The 18,272-nt window shown below is 73.8% G+C and carries 20 protein-coding genes; 8 read left to right on the forward strand and 12 right to left on the reverse strand.

The genetic code is table 11. From position 1 onward, the window contains the following. The first annotated feature begins 28 nt into the window (after positions 1 to 28). Complete coding sequence (locus tag DMH08_RS12585; protein ID WP_233617557.1) at positions 29 to 421, forward strand: ATP-binding protein; 393 nt, start codon at positions 29 to 31, stop codon at positions 419 to 421. Between the two features lie 221 nt (positions 422 to 642). Here the strand turns inward: DMH08_RS12585 and aac(3) are convergent, their stop codons facing one another. From aac(3) to DMH08_RS12600, 3 genes are read right to left on the reverse strand one after another with little or no spacing between them, the layout of a single operon-like run. Next, entirely contained in the window at positions 643 to 1,518 is an 876-nt protein-coding gene (aac(3), locus tag DMH08_RS12590) for an aminoglycoside 3-N-acetyltransferase (protein ID WP_125613939.1), read from the reverse strand. A gap of 52 nt (positions 1,519 to 1,570) precedes the next feature. Then, complete coding sequence (gene bla, locus DMH08_RS12595; RefSeq protein ID WP_125613942.1) at positions 1,571 to 2,527, reverse strand: class A beta-lactamase; 957 nt, start codon at positions 2,525 to 2,527, stop codon at positions 1,571 to 1,573. Positions 2,528 to 2,577: 50 nt separating this feature from the next. Continuing rightward, complete coding sequence (locus tag DMH08_RS12600) at positions 2,578 to 3,447, reverse strand: LysR family transcriptional regulator (RefSeq protein ID WP_125613945.1); 870 nt, start codon at positions 3,445 to 3,447, stop codon at positions 2,578 to 2,580. Positions 3,448 to 3,577: 130 nt separating this feature from the next. Here DMH08_RS12600 and DMH08_RS12605 point away from each other — a divergent pair, with 130 nt between their 5' ends. Beyond that, positions 3,578 to 4,447, forward strand: coding sequence for an NAD(P)H-binding protein (locus DMH08_RS12605; RefSeq protein WP_125613948.1), 870 nt, complete (start codon positions 3,578 to 3,580; stop codon positions 4,445 to 4,447). Here the strand turns inward: DMH08_RS12605 and DMH08_RS12610 are convergent. Then, positions 4,360 to 5,382 carry a LysR family transcriptional regulator gene (locus DMH08_RS12610; protein ID WP_233617555.1) on the reverse strand — a complete coding sequence of 341 codons (1,023 nt, stop codon included), beginning with the start codon at positions 5,380 to 5,382 and terminating at the stop codon, positions 4,360 to 4,362. The genes DMH08_RS12605 and DMH08_RS12610 overlap by 88 nt on opposite strands. Here DMH08_RS12610 and DMH08_RS40960 point away from each other — a divergent pair. The 3 genes from DMH08_RS40960 to DMH08_RS12620 all read left to right on the forward strand — a co-directional run bounded on the left by DMH08_RS40960 (position 5,338) and on the right by DMH08_RS12620 (position 7,237). Further along, positions 5,338 to 5,784, forward strand: coding sequence for a hypothetical protein (locus DMH08_RS40960; RefSeq protein WP_199747759.1), 447 nt, complete (start codon positions 5,338 to 5,340; stop codon positions 5,782 to 5,784). The two genes, DMH08_RS12610 and DMH08_RS40960, sit on opposite strands and share 45 nt — an antisense overlap. Positions 5,785 to 5,856: 72 nt before the next feature. Next, positions 5,857 to 6,447, forward strand: a complete 591-nt coding sequence (locus tag DMH08_RS12615; RefSeq protein WP_026402463.1) for a TetR/AcrR family transcriptional regulator — start codon at positions 5,857 to 5,859, stop codon at positions 6,445 to 6,447. Between the two features lies 1 nt (position 6,448). After that, entirely contained in the window at positions 6,449 to 7,237 is a 789-nt protein-coding gene (locus tag DMH08_RS12620; protein ID WP_034517839.1) for a site-2 protease family protein, read from the forward strand. A 9-nt stretch (positions 7,238 to 7,246) separates the two neighbouring features. On the opposite strand, the gene DMH08_RS12625 is transcribed toward DMH08_RS12620, so the two are convergent. After that, on the reverse strand, positions 7,247 to 7,855 hold the full coding sequence (locus tag DMH08_RS12625) for a TetR family transcriptional regulator (protein ID WP_026402461.1): 609 nt from the start codon (positions 7,853 to 7,855) through the stop codon (positions 7,247 to 7,249). A 102-nt stretch (positions 7,856 to 7,957) separates the two neighbouring features. Between DMH08_RS12625 and DMH08_RS12630 the strand changes: the two genes are divergently transcribed. Further along, complete coding sequence (locus DMH08_RS12630) at positions 7,958 to 8,779, forward strand: NAD(P)H-binding protein (protein ID WP_026402460.1); 822 nt, start codon at positions 7,958 to 7,960, stop codon at positions 8,777 to 8,779. 60 nt (positions 8,780 to 8,839) lie between these two features. Here the strand turns inward: DMH08_RS12630 and DMH08_RS12635 are convergent, their stop codons facing one another. Beyond that, positions 8,840 to 9,376 carry a PadR family transcriptional regulator gene (locus tag DMH08_RS12635; RefSeq protein ID WP_125613954.1) on the reverse strand — a complete coding sequence of 179 codons (537 nt, stop codon included), beginning with the start codon at positions 9,374 to 9,376 and terminating at the stop codon, positions 8,840 to 8,842. Positions 9,377 to 9,510: 134 nt separating this feature from the next. Here DMH08_RS12635 and DMH08_RS12640 point away from each other — a divergent pair, with 134 nt between their 5' ends. Continuing rightward, a complete protein-coding gene (locus tag DMH08_RS12640) occupies positions 9,511 to 10,881 on the forward strand; it encodes a carotenoid oxygenase family protein (protein WP_125613957.1) in 1,371 nt (456 codons plus the stop codon). 18 nt (positions 10,882 to 10,899) lie between these two features. Here the strand turns inward: DMH08_RS12640 and DMH08_RS12645 are convergent, their stop codons facing one another. The 3 genes from DMH08_RS12645 to DMH08_RS12655 all read right to left on the reverse strand — a co-directional run bounded on the left by DMH08_RS12645 (position 10,900) and on the right by DMH08_RS12655 (position 14,906). Next, on the reverse strand, positions 10,900 to 11,388 hold the full coding sequence (locus tag DMH08_RS12645) for a GNAT family N-acetyltransferase (protein ID WP_125613960.1): 489 nt from the start codon (positions 11,386 to 11,388) through the stop codon (positions 10,900 to 10,902). Between the two features lie 2 nt (positions 11,389 to 11,390). Continuing rightward, the gene (locus tag DMH08_RS12650) at positions 11,391 to 12,893 is read right to left on the reverse strand and encodes an aldehyde dehydrogenase family protein (RefSeq protein WP_125613963.1); all 1,503 of its coding nucleotides are present in this window, start codon (positions 12,891 to 12,893) and stop codon (positions 11,391 to 11,393) included. 432 nt (positions 12,894 to 13,325) lie between these two features. Then, positions 13,326 to 14,906 (reverse strand): GMC family oxidoreductase, encoded by a 1,581-nt coding sequence (locus DMH08_RS12655; protein WP_125613966.1) that lies wholly within the window; start codon positions 14,904 to 14,906, stop codon positions 13,326 to 13,328. Between the two features lie 113 nt (positions 14,907 to 15,019). On the opposite strand from DMH08_RS12655, the gene DMH08_RS12660 reads away from it, so the two are divergent. Then, a complete protein-coding gene (locus DMH08_RS12660) occupies positions 15,020 to 15,646 on the forward strand; it encodes a cob(I)yrinic acid a,c-diamide adenosyltransferase (RefSeq protein WP_125613969.1) in 627 nt (208 codons plus the stop codon). Positions 15,647 to 15,721: 75 nt separating this feature from the next. On the opposite strand, the gene DMH08_RS12665 is transcribed toward DMH08_RS12660, so the two are convergent. The 3 genes from DMH08_RS12665 to DMH08_RS12675 all read right to left on the reverse strand — a co-directional run bounded on the left by DMH08_RS12665 (position 15,722) and on the right by DMH08_RS12675 (position 18,266). Then, positions 15,722 to 17,251, reverse strand: coding sequence for a M28 family peptidase (locus tag DMH08_RS12665; protein ID WP_125613972.1), 1,530 nt, complete (start codon positions 17,249 to 17,251; stop codon positions 15,722 to 15,724). Between the two features lie 130 nt (positions 17,252 to 17,381). Further along, on the reverse strand, positions 17,382 to 17,849 hold the full coding sequence (locus DMH08_RS12670; protein WP_034517838.1) for a DUF2550 domain-containing protein: 468 nt from the start codon (positions 17,847 to 17,849) through the stop codon (positions 17,382 to 17,384). Positions 17,850 to 17,879: 30 nt separating this feature from the next. After that, the gene (locus DMH08_RS12675; protein ID WP_026402453.1) at positions 17,880 to 18,266 is read right to left on the reverse strand and encodes a F0F1 ATP synthase subunit epsilon; all 387 of its coding nucleotides are present in this window, start codon (positions 18,264 to 18,266) and stop codon (positions 17,880 to 17,882) included. Positions 18,267 to 18,272 lie beyond the last annotated feature (6 nt).

An 18,272-nucleotide genomic window follows, 5' to 3' on the forward strand; every position in this document is an offset into this window, starting at 1 on the left:
CCGGAAATCGACAATCGGTGAGGTGACCATGTCCGGCGAGCCACATACCCTCGTGATCAAGGCGGATCCGGGGGCGATCAAGCAGGTGCGCGACTTCGTCGCGATGACGTTCGGGGCGTGGCGGCTGGACGACGACGTCGCCCGGACCGTGATCAGCGAGCTGGCGGCCAACGCGATCCGGCACGGGTCGCGGGCGGGCGACCCCGTGGTCGTCCGGGCCTACCGGCGGGACGACGGCGCGGCCGTGGTGGAGGCGTGGGACGTGTCGGACGCGCCGCCGATCGTCCGTCCGGTGGACTTCGCCGCGGAGTCGGGGCGCGGGCTGCTGCTCATCGAGGCGCTCGTGCGCCGCTGGGGCACCCGTCCGCTGAGCGAGGGCGGGAAGGTCGTGTGGGCCGAACTCGAACCGGTGCCCGCGTGAACGAGGGCGTGCTGCTGCTCTTCCTGCGGCGGCTCTTCCCCGAGTGGACGATCACGCGGGACCGGGGCGGCGTGTGGCGCGCGACGGGCCGCGTCCACATCTCGGCGTCCTCCGGCGACGGCCTGCTGGAGATGCTCGCCGTGGCGGAACCCGCCGCGGCGGAGCGGGTGACGCGCTTCTTCGGCTCTGGCAACGAGCCCTCCGGGAACAGGGCGCCGCGCTCAGGGCTGCACCGGGCGCTCCCGCTCCGATCGCCCGAGTCTGGTCTCGATCCAGTCGACGCCGAAGGCCACGACGTCGGCCGCCTCGAACAGGTGGCTGGTCGCGGCGCCTACCCGGCCGTGGCGTCCGTGCCCGGCGGCGATCATGTCGCGGGCGATGGCCTCGAAGGGGTCCGTCCCCTCGGGCACGACGGGGGTGTAGTCGAAGGCGCCGTTCTCGGAGTCGATGTCGTGGAAGCGCCGCCAGACGCGCTCGCCGTCCACGGTGATCGGCTGCTCGTAGTCGACGAACCGCTTCCCCGGCGCCTCGGCGAGGGCCTCCGCGTGGTGCAGGATCGTGAGGGTGTCGAGCGGTGCGCCGAGCAGCAGCACCCGTCCGCCTCCTGCGGCCAGGCGGGCCAGCGGGCTGCCGGGGCCGTGCGGGTCGTCCCACGGGTGGTCGTCCATCAGGGCGTGGGCGGCCGGGCCGAGCGCGGCGAAGCCGGCGTCGGGGTGACGGCTGCGGACCGCACCCGGCCAGCGGCGCAGTGCCTCGACCAGTCGGCCGTTGTGGTGGTCGGCCTCGCTGACCCGCGGGTCGTAGGCGGGGTGCTCGGCGCGCACGGCCGCCTGCCACTCCGCGGGCCAGTCGGTGAACTCGTAGGGCGGGGCGTCGTTCCAGCCGCAGGTGACCATGAGCGTGCCCGCCGCGCCGACCGCGTCCCGCAGCGCGTTGATGACCGTCGGGGGGCCGCCCGCGACGTACCCCAAGGCCGACATCCGGGTGTGGAACATGACGATGTCGCCCTCGGCCAGGCCCAATGCGCGCAGATCGCGGACGAGTCCGCCGCGGGTGACCGGGCCGCCGGAGCGGTCGAGGAGCTCTAGCTCATCCATGATCGGAAAATATGCGCGGCGGCCGCGGCCGGCCAACCGGTTTTCGGCGCGGTCAGAGGCGGCCGAGGGCTCGGGCGAGGGCGGTCGCGGTTTCGGCGATGGCCTTGTCGTCGTGCGGGGTGTCGTCGGTGGTGCGGTTCGTGAGGACGGCCAGGACCATCGGCTCCTCCGTTCCGGGCGACCACACGAGCGCGATGTCGCCCGCCGTCCCGTGGTTGGACGCGCCGCCGGTGCCGGTCTTGTCGCCGACCGTCCAGTCCGAGGGCAGCCCGGCCTTGATGCGGTCGGCGCCCGTGAGGCTCGCCTTCAGCCAGCCGACGAGCCGTGCCCGGTCGCTCGGGTGCAGGGCGTTGCCGGTGGTGAGGCCGGTGAAGGTGCGGGCGGCGGCCGCGGGGGTGGTCGTGTCGCGGACCTGGCCGGGCTCCCACTCGGTCAGGTGCGGCTCGGGACGGTCGAGGCGGCTCACCCGGTCGCCGTTGGTGCGGAAGAACCGCGTCAGGCCGGACGGTCCGCCGATCTGGTCCAGCAGCTTGTTGCCCGCGAAGCCGTCGGACTTGGTGATCCCCGCGCGGCACAGCTGCGCGGGCGTCATGCCGGTGTCGGTGTACTCGGTGGTTTCCGGCGAGTTCCCGGTGAGCCCGGTCATGTCGCCGGGCGTCCAGCGGACCACCTTGTCCATGAGCCCGGGGCTGTCGGTGCGCGCCTTGTGCAGGACGGCGGAGCACGCGAACACCTTGAACATCGAGTTGAACGGGAAGCGCTCGCCGGCGCGGTAGCCGACGGTCTTGCCGGTGGCGAGGTCGATGCCCGCCGCGCCGATGCGCACGCCGCGGGACTTCTCGATCTCCGCCAGCGTCTCGTCCAGGGCGGTTTTCGGGGCGATCTTGCCGGTTTCGGCCACCGGGATCGCGACGCGGGGCTCGGTCGGGGCGGCCCCGCAGGCCGCGCCGCCGAGCAGCGCGCCGGTGGTCAGTGCCGCGGCGCCCAGCCGGAGAAAGGGTCGGGTCATGCGGGCTAGAAGATCACCGACCGTTCGAGCATGTCCAATATTGATATTGCTCAGCACTCGATATGGGAAGGCATATGGTCGCTCGTCGCGAGGGACGCGGCGGCGCGGACGAGCGCGGCGACGGCCCTCGAACGGGACTGCCGCGGCCACGCGATGACGAGCACCGCGGGAGGCGCGTCGGGGACGGGACGGTAGGCGACGCCGGGGCGCGGGTACCGGGCGGCGACGGACGCGGGCAGCAGCGTGACGACCTCGCCGAGTTCGACGAGCTTCAGCAGGTGGGGCAGGTCGCGGACGCCGTGCCGCTCGACGATGCCGTCGAGGAAGCGGCGCAGCCCGTCCGGACGGGACGGCTCGACGCCGGGCAGGGCGAGGTCGGCGAGGGCGGTCCGGTCGCGCGCGGCGAGGGGGTGCGCGGCCGGGAGGGCGGCCACGCGGGGCTCGGCGGACACCGGTTCGGTGTCGAGCCCGGTGCGGTCGAACGGCTCGCCGATCAGGGCCGCGTCGGCCTCGCCGGTGCGCAGCAGCCGCGTCTGGTCGCCCCAGCCGCACAGGCGGACGGCGACCGGGAGGGCGTCCGGTTCCGTCGCGTACTTCTCCAGGAGGGTCTCCAGGAGGCCCGCGTCGCCGTCGGGTTTGGCGGCGAGGACGAGTTCGGGGGCGGCGGCGCGCCGCGCCCGGCGCCCGGCCGCGTCCAGGGCGTCGAGGGCGGCGCGGGCCTCGGCGAGCAGGACGGTCCCCGCCGGGGTGAGCGCGACGTGGTGCGTCGACCGCTCGAAGAGGGCGACGCCCAGTTCCCTCTCGAGTGCGCGGATCGCCCGGGAGAGGGGCGGGGAGGAGATGCCGAGGCGTTCGGCGGCGCGGGTGAAGTTGAGTTCTTCGGCGACGGCGACGAAGTAGCGCAGCGGCCTGGACTCCACGGACGTCCTCCGATCGGTATTGCCCTCAGGGTAATGCGCGCGTCCGAAGCGATCCTTCAGCCGCGCCGCGCGGGCGGGCATCGTCGGAGGCGCCCGGTTCCGGGCGCTCCCCTTCCGAACTGGAGATCCCATGATCGTCGTCACCGCCCCCACCGGCCGGATCGGCCGCCTGCTCCTGGACCTCCTGCTGGACGCCGGGGAGGACGTCCGCGTGATCGTGCGGGATCCCGCGCGGCTGCCCGAAGCGGTGCGCGGGCGCGTCGAGACCGTGCGGGGATCGCACGCCGACGCCGAGGTCGTCTCGCGGGCGTTCGCGGGCGCCGACCGCGTGTTCTGGCTCGTCCCCCCGGACTTCTCCGTCGCGGACGTCCGGCGGTACTACGCGGACTTCACCGCCGCCGCGTGCGACGCGATCGAGCGGCGGGGCGTCGAGCGGGTCGTCGCGGTGTCGAGCCTGGGCCGCGGCTTCCCCGGCCCCACGGGGCACCTCGCGGCGGCGCACGCGATGGAGGGCATGCTGGAGAGCACCGGCGCCGGCTTCCGGGCGCTCCGGATGCCGTTCTTCATGGAGAACCTGCTCGGCCAGACCGCCTCGATCGGGGCGGGCGAGTTCCGCCTCACCTCCGGCGCGGACCGGACGCTCGCCCTGTGCGCCGTCCGCGACATCGCCGCCGCCGCGGCCGAGCTGCTGCTCGACGGCACGTGGGACGGGCGGGACGGCGTCCCGGTGCTCGCGCCCGGCGACCTCAGCCCCGTGGACATGGCGCGCACGATGGCGGAGGTGCTGGGACGTCCCGTCCGGTACGTGGAGACGGGCCTCGCCGAGTACAGGGCCGCGCTGCTGCGGAACGGGGCGGCCGAGGGCACCGCGCAGGCCGTGATCGACATGGCGGACGCGCAGAACCGGGGCATCTACGACGTGGGGCCGGACGTCAAGCGGTCGCCGACCGGGTTCCGTGAGTGGTGCGAGGACGTCCTGCGACCGGCCGTCGCGGCCTGACCCGGGCCGCCCGGCAGGCGGGACCGGGCGATCTTGCGGAAGTCGGCGACGAGGGGGTTGCGGTCGCCGGCGCGGGCGGCCAGGGCGACGTGGCCCGGGGCGAGGCCCTCGATGGGGACCGTGGTGAGGTCGGGGCGGAGCGCGTGGTGGCGCGGGCGGGGCATGATGGCGACGGCCTCGCCGGCGGCGACGAACTCGAACTTGTCCTCGATGGCGTCCATGAGGGGGCCGTCCGGGGCGGGGCGTCCGTGGGGGCGGGGGTTGAGGCGCCAGAACGCCTCCCAGTCCGGGTCGGGATCGGGCACCCGCGGCATGGGCTCGTCGGCGATGTCGTCGAGGGTGACCGACTCCTTCCCGGCGAGGCGGTGGTCGAGGGGGACGACCAGGACGCGCGGCTCGTCGTAGAGGACGGTGACGTGCAGCCCGTCCGTCGGGAAGGGGAGGCAGGCGACCACCGCGTCGACGCGGTGGTCGAGCAGGGCGGAGCGGGGCTCGTTCCACGCGACGTGGACGGTGCGGACATCGGCGTCCGGGTGCCGGCGGCGCAGTTCGCGGACGGCCGGGGTGACGATGACGCTCGTGCAGCCGATGGTGATCCGGGACGGCTCGGCGGCGGCGCGGGTCGCGGCGGCGGCCTGCTCGGCCGAGCGCAGCAGGGCCCGGGCGCGGGGCAGGAAGACCTCGCCCGCCTCCGTGAGCCGGGTGCCCTGGGGCGTGCGGTCCAGCAGCCGGGCGCCGAGCCGCCGTTCGAGGGCGCGCACCTGGCGGCTGAGGGACGGCTGCGTGATGTGCAGGGCCTCGGCGGCGCGGCCGAAGTGGCGGTGCTCGGCGACGGCCGTGAAGTAGCGGACGAGACGGAGGCGGCGACGCTCGCGCTGGCCGATCGGGGGGTGCGGTCGTCGATCGTCCGGCTGCCGCCGTCCGTGCACGGGCACGGCGACCGGGCGTTCGTCCCGGCGCTGATCGCCTGCGCGCGGGAGCGGGGCGTCGCGGGCCACGTGGGGGACGGGGCGAACCGCTGGCCGTCCGTCCACCGGCTGGACGCGGCGCGGCTGTTCCGGCTGGCGCTCGAGGGCGCGGCGCCGGGCACGCGGCTGCACGCGGCGGACGACGAGGGGGTGCCGCTGCGCGACATCGCGTCCGTCATCGGGCGCCGCCTGGACGTGCCGGTCGTCGGGGTCCCGCGCGGGGAGGCGGCGGCGCACTTCGGCTGGATCGGCTTCATGGCGTCGCTCGACCTTCCGGCGTCGAGCGCGCTGACCCGCGAGCGGCTTGGCTGGAAGCCCGAGGAGGTCTCGCTGCTCGCCGACCTGGAGGACGGCCACTACTTCGGCTGACGGCCGGACCTCCCGCACGGGCGACTTCCTGCGCATCACGGGCAGGCGCGGGCGCCCGGTAGTGTTCAGGGCATGCCCCCGGTCGCCTCCGACGCCACCCGTGAGCGCATCATCGACGCCGCCGAAGAGTGCTTCGGCCGGTTCGGAGTGGCGAAAACCACGGTCGAGGACATCGCGGCCGCGGCGAAGCTGTCCCGGGCGACGGTCTACCGGGCCGTCACCGGGGGACGCGACGAACTGATCCTCGCCGTCGTCGTGCGCGACCTCCTGCGCTTCCTCGACTACCTCACCGAGCGGCTCCGCAAGGAGCGGTCGGTCCCGGAGGCGATCGTCGAGGGCACGCTGGACGCGGTCGAGTACGTCCGCGGCGCGCCGACGATCGCGCACTTCCTCGTGCCGGAGGCGGCGGGGCACATGCAGGCGGCCGTGGCGGGGGCGGCCGAGCACGTCCTCGACCTGTGCTGCGAGTACGTCCGGCCCCACTTCGAGCGCGCGCAGCGGCAGCGGACGCTCAGGCCGGACATCGAGGTGGAGGGCACGGTGGAGTTCCTCTTCCGGATCATCACCTCGCTGATCGTGATGGACCGCGACCGGGACGCCGACGGGCTGCGCCGCTTCCTGCGCACCTACGTCGTGCCCGCCATCGCGGCGGAAAGGGCATGACATGACGGACATCGCGCACGGCACGCGGGGAGGTTCGGCGGTCCGGCCGAGCCCGGTGTTCCTGCTGATCGTGGCGGCGACCGCCCTGGCGGGGCTGGTGACGTGGCGGTACGGGCAGATCACCGAGCAGCCGGCCCGGATCGCGCTGTTCGTGTTCGTGCTGGCCGGGTGGATCCTGTCGCTGTGCCTGCACGAGTTCGGGCACGCCTACACGGCGTTCCGCTCGGGCGACCACAGCGTCGCCACCAAGGGCTACCTGACGCTCAACCCGTTCAAGTACGCCGACATGGTGCTGAGCTTCGCGATCCCGGTGCTGTTCATCCTGCTCGGCGGCATCGGCCTGCCGGGCGGCGCGGTGTGGATCGACCGGCACTCGATCCGCGGGAAGATCCGGCACAGCCTCATCTCGGCGGCGGGCCCGCTGTCGAACATCCTGTTCGCCGTCGTCCTGGCCGTCCTGCTCAACACCCTCGCCGACGACTCCCACAGCGTCTTCTGGGTGGGCGTGGCGTTCCTGGCGTTCCTCCAGGTGACCGCCGCGATCCTGAACCTGCTGCCGATCCCGGGCCTGGACGGCTTCGGGATCATCGAGCCGTACCTGCCGCGGAGCTGGGTGCGGCAGGCGAGCCAGTACGCGGGGTACGCGTTCCTGGTGCTGGTCGCGCTGCTGTGGCTCGGCCCCATCAACGAGGGCTTCTTCAACCTCGTCTACTCCATCACCGACGCGATCGGCCTGGAGGAGCTCCAGATCGCGATCGGCCACGCCCTGTTCCAGTTCTGGCAGGACTGACCCGGGGCCTCAGCCCGCGAGGTGGCGGACGATCCGGGCGAGCTGCTCGGCGTAGCGCTCGCGGAACGCGGGCGACGCGGGGTCCTCGCCGAGGACGTCCCGGACGACGGTCGGCCGGGTGATCGGCAGTGACACCAGCGCGTGCAGCGCGAGCATGACGTAGCCGGGGTCGAGGTCGCCGGCGATCTCGCCGGCGGCCTTGCGGCGCGCCATGTCCGACAGGTCCTCGGGCGGGTGGGACGGGCCCTCCCCGGGGTCCTCGGTGAGGCCGCGCCACGCTTCGAGCCGCGAGCCGCGCGGGTCGTCCAGCGCGTTGCGCAGGTACCGGACGACGAGGTCGTGCAGCGGCACGCCGGGGTCGTTGAACTCGGCCTCCCGCTCCAGCCAGCGGCGGCCGAGCTCGCGGTACAGGCCCGCCTTGCCGCCGAAGTGGTAGCTGATCAGCTGCTTGTTGACGCCGGCCCGGTCGGCGATGTCCTGCACGCGGGCGCCCGCGTACCCCTTGGCGGCGAACTCGTCCAGCGCCGCCTCCAGCAGGAGCCTGCGCGTGCGCTCGGCGTCGAGCCTGCGCTCGTCCGGTTCCGGCGCCCGCCGCGCCCGTGCCCTGCGTTCCGTCACGCGGCCATCGTAGCCGCGCGCCCACCGCTTCATCCATTCGGTTGACAAGTTCATCCACTTGGATGAACCTGGAGCGGTTCCCCACGGAAAGCGAGAACCGCCATGTTCCTCGTCACCGGTGCCACCGGTAACGTCGGCCGCCACGTGGTCGGCGAGCTGCTCTGCGCGGGCGCGAAGATCCGCGCGCTCACCCGCGACCCGGCGACCGCGCGGCTGCCCACCGAGGTCGAGGTCGCCCGCACCGCCGACATGCCGCTGGACGGCGTCACGGCGATCTTCATCAACCCCGCGGCGTTCCGGGACGGCCTCGGCGACCTGCTCCCCCGCGCCGCCGGGCACGGCGTCCGCCGCGCCGTCCTGCTGTCGTCGGCCGCCGCGCTCGACCCCGACCCGGCCAACGACCTCGCCGCCCACCACCTCGCGTTCGAGGCCGCGATCGAGGACTCGGGGCTCGAGTGGACGTTCGTGCGCCCCGGCGAGTTCGCGTCCAACGCGCTGGGCTGGCGGGACGCGATCCGCGCCGGGCGCCCGGTGCGGGCGCCGTACGCGGCGGGCCGGTCGGCGCCGGTCCACGAGCGCGACGTCGCCGCCGTCGCGGGCCGCGCCCTGCTCACCGACGCGCTGCTCGGCGCGCGTCCGGTGCTGAGCGGCCCCGAGGCGCTGACGGACCCGGAGAAGGTCCGCGCCATCGCCGAGGCGACCGGCCTCCCGGCCGTCTTCGAGGAGATCACCCCGGAGGAGGCGCGCGAGGAGATGTCGGCGCTGCCCTATATGCGGGAGGGCCTGGTGGACGTCCTGCTCCGCCTGCGCGCGGGCTCCGTGGACGCCCCCGCGGAGCCGACCGGCGAGGTCGAGCGCATCACCGGACGTCCGGCGCGCACGTTCGCCGACTGGGCCGCCGACCACGCCGACGACTTCCGCTGACGGCCGGACGGCCGGGCCGCCACGCCCCCGAGGGCGGCGGCCCGGCCCGGAGGGCCCGCGCTAGCGGGCGGGCTCGTCGAACGACCGCATCTCGGCGCGGGCCCACTCGAACCAGTCGCGGCGCATCGCGAGGGACCGCCTGCCGTACTCGATGACGAGCCGCCCGTAGCGCGAGAGGTCGTCGTCGTCCCAGTCGACCTTCCCGTCGAGGGCGGCGAGGTCGTCCAGGGCGCCGTCGAGCCGGTCGGTCTCGGCCCGCATGTACTCCTGCGCCTCCTGCGGGGTGGCGCTGCCGAGCAGGAAGACGCGCAGCAGCGTCTCGTCGCGCATCGGCTTCTTGGGTTCGGCCTCCACGAGCCAGCGGTGCAGCTCGGCCCGCCCCGCGTCGGTGATCGCGTACTCCTTGCGGCCGCGCGGCCCCTCGACCGCCGCGTCGATGAGCCCCGCGTCGGCGAGCTTCCCGAGTTCGCCGTAGACCTGGCTCTGCGTGGCCGGCCACACGTTCGCGAGCGAGATCTCGAACATTTTCAGCAGGTCGTAGCCGCTGGCCCCGTCCAGTTCGGCGATCAGTCCCAGCACGGCGTGTCGCAGGCTCATGGCGTCCACCCTACCTTCCCGTCTTGACATGTCATAACTGGAATGTCTACGTTCGACCTGTCAATAGTGGAATGTGCTCCCCCGAGGCGACCCCGGACCGCGCCGGAGCCGTCCGACGAAAGGCAGGCCCCACCATGACCCAGGACACCGGCACGACGCAGGACACCGGCACGACGCAGGACACCGGCATGTGGCTCGACGGGCATCTCGCCCCCGTCCCGGACGAGATCGAGGCGTCCGACCTCCCCGTCACGGGCACCCTCCCGCCCGATCTGACCGGCCGCTACTTCCGCAACGGCCCCAACCCGCCGCCGGGGCGGCCGAGCGGCCACTGGTTCACCGGCCCGGGGATGCTGCACGGCGTCCGGCTCCGCGCGGGCCGCGCCGAGTGGTACCGCAACCGCTGGGTGCGGACCCGGGAGTTCACCGAGGACGCCCCGTACGTGCACAAGGACGGGACGCTCGACCTCGCCGCCGTCCCCGCCAACACCCACGTCGTCCGGCACGCCGGCGAGATCCTCGCGCTGGTGGAGGCCGGGCTCCCGCACGCGGTGACCCCCGACCTCGAGACGCTCGGCCCCCGCGACTTCGGCGGGCGCCTCACCACCGCGATGACCGCGCACCCCAAGCAGGACCCGGCGACCGGCGAGCTGCTGTTCTTCGGCTACGGCTTCCTCCCGCCGTACCTCACCTACCACCGCCTCGCCGCGGACGGACGGCTCGTGGAGAGCCGCGAGATCGACGTGCCCGCGGGGACGATGATGCACGACTTCGCCGTCACCGAGAACCACGTCGTCTGGCTCGACCTGCCCGTCGTGTTCGACCTCGACCTGGCGATGGCCGGGCGGTCCATGCCGTACCGCTGGGACGACGGGTACCGGGCGCGGCTCGGCGTCATGCGCCGGGACTCCGCCGGGGACGTCCGATGGTTCGACATCGACCCGTGCTACGTCTTCCACGTCGGGAACGCGCACGAGGACGCGGCGGGCCGGATCGTCCTCGACGCCGTGCGGTACGCCCCCGGCGGGTTCACCGCCCTGTGGGAGCGGATCGGCGGCTCCGCCGACCCGGTCCGCGCGGCGGCGCTGTTCGACAGCGCCCGCCTGCACCGCTGGACGCTCGACCCCGCGACCGGACGCGTCGCCGAGGAGCGGCTCGACGACCGGGCCGTCGAGTTCCCCACCCACGACGAAACGCGAACGGGCCTGCCGAACCGGTACCTCTACACCGTGGCCGACAACGCCATCGTGAAGTACGACGTGCGGGACGGTTCGTCGACCGCGCACGAGTTCGACGGCGACGTGCACGTCGGCGAGGCCGTGTTCGTCCCGGCCGAGGGCGCGCGCGCAGAGGACGAGGGCTGGCTGCTGTCGATCGTCTCCGGCGCGTCCGCCACGGACCTCCTCGTCCTGGACGCGACGGACGTCACCCGGGCCGTCGCGTCCGTCCGGCTGCCCCGCCGGGTCCCGGCCGGGTTCCACGGGAACTGGTTCCCCGACGCCTGACGCCTCGCGGGGACGGGGTCAGGCGATCTCGACGAAGCCGAGCCGGTGGTACAGGAGGCGGGCGCGGCGGTTGCGGCGGGTCACGGCGAGGGTGAGGGTGCCGTGGCCCCGCTCCGCGACGGCGTGCATGACCGCGAGGACCAGCTCGCGGCCGAGCCCGCGGCCGGTGTGGGACGGCGCCGTGAACAGGAACGCGAGCAGCGGCTCGTCCCGGTAGACGGTCACGAGGGCCGCGGCGACGGGACGTCCGTCCGGTTCGGCGACGAACGACGCGCCCGGCAGGAACGTGCCGTACTCGCCGGCCAGCGTCCGCCGCAGTTCCCGCAGGGCGCCGTCGGGGCCGCCCACGTCGCCCTCGTCGGGGGTGCCGCGGTAGGCGTCCCACATGAGGGCGGCGAGGACGGGCAGGTCCGCGTCGGCGAACGGGCGGAACCCCTCCGGAGGCGGCGGCACCGGGCGCAGCGCGGCCCGCCAGCCGCTGCGCACCGGTGCGGAACCGCCGTCCATGGTCACCGCTTGTAGCGCTTGGCGTGCAGCATGTTGATGAGGCCGAGGACGCGCGCCATCTCCTTCTCGGAGCGGCCGAACGACGTCAGGTTCATGGTCGCGAACCGCTGCCGGGTGATCGCCTTCGGCCGGGCGAACTCGCGCAGCCCGTCCGCGCCGTGGATGCGGCCGAAGCCGGACTCCCCGACGCCGCCGAACGGCAGCGCGGCGACCTGCGCGAACGCGGCGAACGCGTTGATGGACGTCATGCCGGACCGCATCGCGCGGGCCGCCTCCATCGCGCGCGACTTGCTGCCGGAGAAGATCGTCCCGGCGAGCCCGTAGCTGGTGCGGTTCGCCTTCTCGACGGCCTCGTCCAGCGACGCGACCCGGTGCACGGTGATCGTCGGGCCGAACGTCTCCTCGCAGACGGCGGCGGAGTCGTCCGGGACGTCGGTGAGGACGACCGGCTCCACGTACGGCTTGCGGACGGACTCGGGCCCGCCGACGACGGCCTTGCCGCCCTTGTCGAGGGCGTCCTTGATGTGCCGCTCGATGATGTCGAGCTGGCCGGGCATCGTGATCGGGCCGTAGGCGGCCTCGCGGTCGAAGCCGGGGCGCAGCTCGCGGGCCTTCTCGGTGAGCTTGCCGAGGAACGCGTCGTAGGCGCGGTCGACGACGTAGACCCGCTCGACGCCGATGCACGTCTGCCCGGCGTTCGACATCGCGCCCCACAGCGCGGCGTCCGCGGCGGCGTCGAGGTCGGCGTCGCCGTCCACGATGCAGGCGTCCTTGCCGCCGCACTCGGCGACGATCGGGGTGAGGTTCTCGGCGCAGGCCGCCATCACCTTGCGGGCGGTGGGCGCGGAGCCGGTGAAGGCGAGCTTGCCGATGTGCGGGGACGACGCGAGCGCGGCGCCCGTCGCGCCGTACCCGGTCACGACCTGGAGGACCGGGTGCTCGGGGACGACCCCGGCGACCAGCTCGGCGAGGTACGTCCCGACGCCCGGGGTGAACTCGGACGGCTTGAACACGACGGCGTTCCCGGCGGCGAGCGCGTACGCGATCGAGCCGATCGGGGTGAAGATCGGGTAGTTCCAGGGGCCGATGACGCCGACGACGCCGAGCGGCTGGTACTCCAGCGTGCACTTCTGGTTGATCGCGATCATGCCGGGGAAGACGGTGCGCGGCCCGAGCACCTTCTGCGCGTTGCGGGCCGCCCAGTCCAGGTGCGAGATCGCCATGATGGTCTCGAGCTGCGCGTCGGCGACCGGCTTGCCGGTCTCCTGGTGGATGATCTCCGCCATCCGGTTGAGGTTGCGCGCGAGGGACCCCTTGATGTTGAGCAGCCGCAGCCGGCGCTCGCGCCAGCCCAGCTCGCCCCACCAGCGCGACGCCTCCCGGGCCCGGTCGATCGCGGCGGCGACGTCCGCCCCGTCGTGGACGGGGTGTTCGGCGACGACCTCGCCGGTGGCCGGGTTCAGCGACGCGAACGTCTTCTCGGTGCTCTCCGTGGCCACGGACATGGGAACCTCCCGGGAGGCAGTAAGTGCTCGCTTGCATGCGTAGTACTCGTTAGTAAAGCACCTTATGCCGCGTCTCCACGAGTCCTACCCCCGCGGATAAGCCGTCCGGGCCGTCTAAGGCGGTCCTGAGGCCCCGGGATAAGCCTTCGTCCCGATGCGGCGGCCCCCGCCTTAGGACGAACCTCGTAGATGTCGGGCCGCGAGGGCCCGGCGGAACACGAGGAGAACGACATGATCCGTCCGGAGATCACCCGGGACTTCATCGACGACCGCGTCCTGCAGCGCCGGCGCGAGGCCCGCCGGGCCCGCCGCGTCCGGCTCGCGAAGGCCCTGAAGCGTTGACTGCCGCGGGTTGTACGCGCACGGCGCGCGTCCCGCACAGAACGCCCCCGTCCGGACGGACGGGGGCGTTCCTCGTTCCGGACGGGCGCCTCAGCCGACCGCCGCGGGCTCCAGCGGCGCCTTCCCGCGGATCAGGTCGGCCGCGCGCTCGGCGATCGCGACCGTCGGGGCGCCGGTGCCGCCGCGCGGGACGGACGGCATGACGGACGCGTCGACGACCCGCAGGCCCTCGACCCCCCGCACGCGCAGCTCGCCGTCCACGACCGCGCCCATCGCGCACGTGCTCGTCGGATGGAACAGCGTCGCGCACTCGCGGCGGACGAACGCGGCGATCGCCGCGTCGTCCGACACCTGCTCGCCGGGGGCGAACTCGCCGCCGAGCAGCGACGCGAGCGGGCCGGTGTCGGCGATCGCGCGGGCCTGCTTCACCCCCGCGACCAGAAGGGCGAGGTCGGCGTCGTCCGCGAGGTACGCGGGGTCGATCAGCGGCTTGGCGTGCGGGCTCGCGGAGCGCAGCGCGAGCGTCCCCCGGCTGCGGACCGCGACCGCGCCGACCAGCACCGACAGCAGCCGCTGCGACGGCTCGACGAGCCCCTGGCCGATGAACGGGGTCGGCAGCACGTGGTATTGCAGGTCCGGCGCGGGAAGCCCCTCGGACGTCCGGACGAACCCGCCCGCCTCCGCGACGTTCGACGCGTACGGGCCGCGCCCCAGGGCGGAGTACAGCGCGAACGCGCGGGCGTTCGTCTGCTCCCACAGGTTCTTGGTCCGGGGCGTGGCGAACATGACGTTCACGAACGGGTGGTCTTGCAGGTTCCGGCCGACGGGCGCGTCGACGAGCACCCTGATGCCGTGCTCGCGGAGATGGTCGGCGGGCCCGATCCCCGACAGCATGAGGAGCTGCGGGCTGCTCACCGCCCCGCCCGACAGCACCACCTCCCGGTCGGCGCGTGCCGTCAGCGACTCCCCGCGCGCCTCGTACGTCACGCCCGCCGCCCGCCCGTCCTCCACCAGGACGCGCGTCGCGAGCGCGTCGGTGAGGACGGTCAGGTTCGGGCGGTGCTCGACCGGGTGCAGGTACCCGTCGGCCGCCGACCAGCGGCGCCCGCGCTTCTGCGTGACCTGGTAGAAGCCCACGCCGTCCTGGGCGGGGCCGTTGAAGTCGGGGTTGGCGGCGAGCCCGTGCGCCTTCGCCGACTTCACCCACGCCTGCGTGAGCGGGTGCTTGAAGCGCGGGTCCTCGACGCGGAGCGGGCCGCCGACGCCGTGGTACGGGGTCTCGCCGCGCTGCTGGTCCTCGGCCCGGCGGAAGTACGGCAGGAGGTCCGCGTAGCCCCAGCCGGCGCAGCCGTGCTCGTCCCGCCAGGCGTCGTAGTCGGCCGGGGCGCCCCGCGTGTAGACCATCGCGTCGGTGGACGAGCTGCCGCCGAGCGTCCGCCCCCGCGGCCAGGACACGCCGCGGCCCGCGGCGTGCTCCTGCGGGACGGTCGCGTGGTCCCAGTCGTACGGGCCCTTGGCCAGCGACGCGACGGCCGCCGGGACATGGATCTCGGGGGCGTCGTCGGGCGGGCCCGCCTCCAGCAGCAGCACCGTGACGGACGGGTCCTCGGTCAGCCGGGCGGCGAGCACGCACCCCGCGCTGCCCGCTCCCACGATGATGTAGTCGAACACGGCGCACCTGCCTCCCGCGGGCGGACGACCCCACCCCCCGGCACCTGACGGACGATGTCGTCGCACACTACCGAACGCCCTTCGGCGCGGAGCCCGGCGCTAGGGTGGCCGGCATGGCGAAGAACAGGGAGAACCCCGTCGTCCTGTCCCGGATCTACACCCGGACGGGCGACGACGGGACGACCGCGCTGGGCGACGCGTCCCGCACCCGCAAGACCGACCCGCGCCTGGCCGCCTACGCCGACGTCGAGGAGGCCAACGCCGCGATCGGCGCCGCGCTCGCCCTCGGCTCCCTCCCCGAGGACGTCGCCGCGCTCCTCGTCCGCGTGCAGAACGACATGTTCGACGTCGGCGCGGACCTGTGCGCCCCGGTCGTCCCCGACCCGGAGTACCCGCCGCTGCGCATCGACGCGTCCTACATCGAGCAGCTCGAAGCGGCCTGCGACGAGCAGAACGAGAAGCTGAAGCCGCTCCGCAGCTTCATCCTCCCCGGCGGGACGCCCGGCGCCGCGCTGCTGCACGTCGCGCGGACGGTCTCCCGGCGCGCCGAACGCTCCGCGTGGGCGGCCGTCGAGGCGCACGGCGCCGCCGCCCCGGACGACCCCGAGGCCGCGGCGGGCGGCGTCAACCCGCTGGCCGTGAAGTACCTGAACCGCCTGTCGGACCTGCTGTTCATCCTCTGCCGGGTCGCGAACCTCGACCACGGCGACGTCCTGTGGAAGCCCGGCGGCGAACGCTAGGACGACCGGGCATGCGAACGGGGCGGGGCCGATCGTCGGCCCCGCCCCGTTCCTTGCCGAACGTCCGGTCGGCGGTCAGCGCAGCAGGCGGCCGCCGCTCCACAGCGAAGCCGCCTGGCCCGGCGCCGCCGGCAGCAGCCGGGCGTCGCCGTTCACCGCGACCGTGCTGGCCGCGAGGAGCTGCGTCACGTGCGCCACGCCGTCGACGTTCGTGTCCAGCAGCTTCATGTTCACGTTCTTCATCCGGTCGCACTTCTCGTGGTAGCACGGGTCGTAGGTCTTGCCCGCGCGCCCCCCGTACGCCTTCGCCTCCGCGGCCGTCTTCACGCCGTCCGCGCCGGTCGCGATCCCGCCCGCCGGGATGCCGTGCTCGATGAACGGGCCGTAGTCGGAGCGGCCGTTGAAGACGCTCTCGGCCGTCGCCAGCTTGCGGCCCTTGTAGTACTCGCGGAACATCCGCTCGATCGCCGCCGAACCGGCCGGCGGGACGGTGCCCTGGGCGAGCGAGTGGTCGCCGTCGTACACGCCGCGGATGCCGTTCACCGAGCCGAGCATGTCGAAGTTGAGGTTCGCGGCGATGTGCCGCCGGTCGGACGGGTCCATCTTCTCGACGTAGTGGGTCGACCCGCGCAGGCCCTCCTCCTCGGCGCCCCACCAGGCGAACCGCACCCGGTTCCGCAGGCCCTTCTCGCCGAGCGCGCCGATCTCCTCGGCGACCGCGAGCACCGCCGCCGAACCCGTCCCGTTGTCGTTGATGCCCGCGCCGTCCGGCACGCTGTCCAGGTGCGCGCCCACGACGACCACGTTGTCCTCGCGGCCCCGCTTCGTGTCGGCGATGACGTTGCTGGACGACCGCTTCCCGTGCTCGGTGTCCGTCTTCACCCGCAGCGTCAGCCCGCCCTTCGCCGCGGCCTTCGCGAAAGCCGCGCCGATCTCGTGGCTCGTGGACAGCACCGGCAGCTTCGCCGGCTTCGACACCGTCCCGTTGATCGGGCCGTTCTCATCGGGCCTGTTGTAGATGACGGCCGCGGCCGCACCCGCGCTCCGCGCCCGCTCCGCCTTCGTCTCGAACGAGCACTTCCCGCGCTGCATGAGCGCGATCGCGCCCTTGTCGAACCCCTTGAAGTCCTTCTTCTCGCACCCGCTGGTGCCCTCTTCGCCCTTCGGCGGGACGTCCACGGCGATCACGCGGGCGGTGACGTCACCGGACCCCGAGTACATCATCGAGGCGAAGTCCACGCCCGCCTTGTACGCCTTTTTCTTGCTCTTGCCGCCCGTCCGGGCCATCACCGGCTCCGAACGCTGCTCCCAGTACGGGTAGGTGAACTTCTGCACGGTCGGCGAGAAGCCCGCCTTGCGCAGCCGCCCGACGACGTACTTCACCGACAGGTCGTACCCGGACGTGCCGGCCGCGCGGCTGCCGCCGTTGTAGTCGGCGATCTCCTGGAACGCCTCCAGGTGGCGCCGCACGTCCTCGACCGTCACCAGCTCGGCGAGGTCGGGGCGGGCCGGCGCCGCGCCCGCGGGCGGGACCGCGGACAACGCCAGGAGGGACACGGTCGCGGCGGGCAGCAGCACGGCCGACCCACTGAGCAGCTTGCGCACTTGGACTCCTGCGAACGGGAAGAGACAGCTGACCAGCAGCGATCATCTCCGCACGCTCCGTGACCGGCAAGTCGCCCGGCCGGGCGCGGGGAGAACCGATACCGCGCCCTTACCCGCCCGTGCCGAACGGCTACTCCGGGACGTGCAGGTCCACCGGGAAGCCGGGGGGCGCCGCCTCCAGCCACGCCAGGAAGCCGGTCAGCGCGGACGCGCCCATCGCGAGCTCGACCCGCAGGTCGCCGTCGCGGACCTCGATGATGCCCACGTCCGGCAGCAGGCCGTCGGCCTCCTCCGGGTCCGGGCGCCTGCGGTTGGACACGACGAGGCCCCGGCGGTGGATCACCTGCCGGGGCCGTCTGCTGAAGCCGAACACGCGGTGCCAGTGCAGGACATCGCCCTTGTAGCGGCCGATGCCCAGCCGCCACACTCCCGGGGCGCCGCCCTCCTCGGCCGGCAGCTCCCGCAGGCTGCACTCGACCGCGCCGCCGCCGCGCACGAACAGGCGGCGGCGTACCGCCATCGCGAGGAACACGAGCGCGCACACCGCGGCGAGGGCGGCGAGCACCGCGCCGACGTCCACTGCCAGGTGCTCGCCCAAGTCCCCCCGCCGTTCCGTCCGGCCTCGATACTAGGCTTCGATGCCCGCCGCGCGCAGCCGGGCGCGCGCCCGCCGCTCCGCCGTGCCGTCCTCGTCGCCGGACGCCTCCGCCTCTTCGAGCGCGCGCTTCGCCGCGTCCACATCGACCTCGTGGCTCAGCTCGGCCTGCTCGGCCAGGACCGACACCTCGTCGGCCGCGACGGAGAAGAAGCCGCTGCCGACCATCGCGGTGACCGGCTCGCCGCCGTCGGCGGGCTCGATCTTGACCACGCTGCCGTCGAGGAGGACGCCGAGCACCGGGGCGTGCCCGGGCAGGATGCCGAGCGCGCCCTCGATGGTCTGCGCGACCACCATCTTGGCATCGCCGGACCAGATCTCGCGCTCCGGCGAGACCAGCCCGACCTTCAGGGTTGCCACGTCACA

The sequence above is a fragment of the Actinomadura sp. WAC 06369 genome (genome assembly GCF_003947565.1).
Classification (GTDB): domain Bacteria; phylum Actinomycetota; class Actinomycetes; order Streptosporangiales; family Streptosporangiaceae; genus Spirillospora; species Spirillospora rifamycini.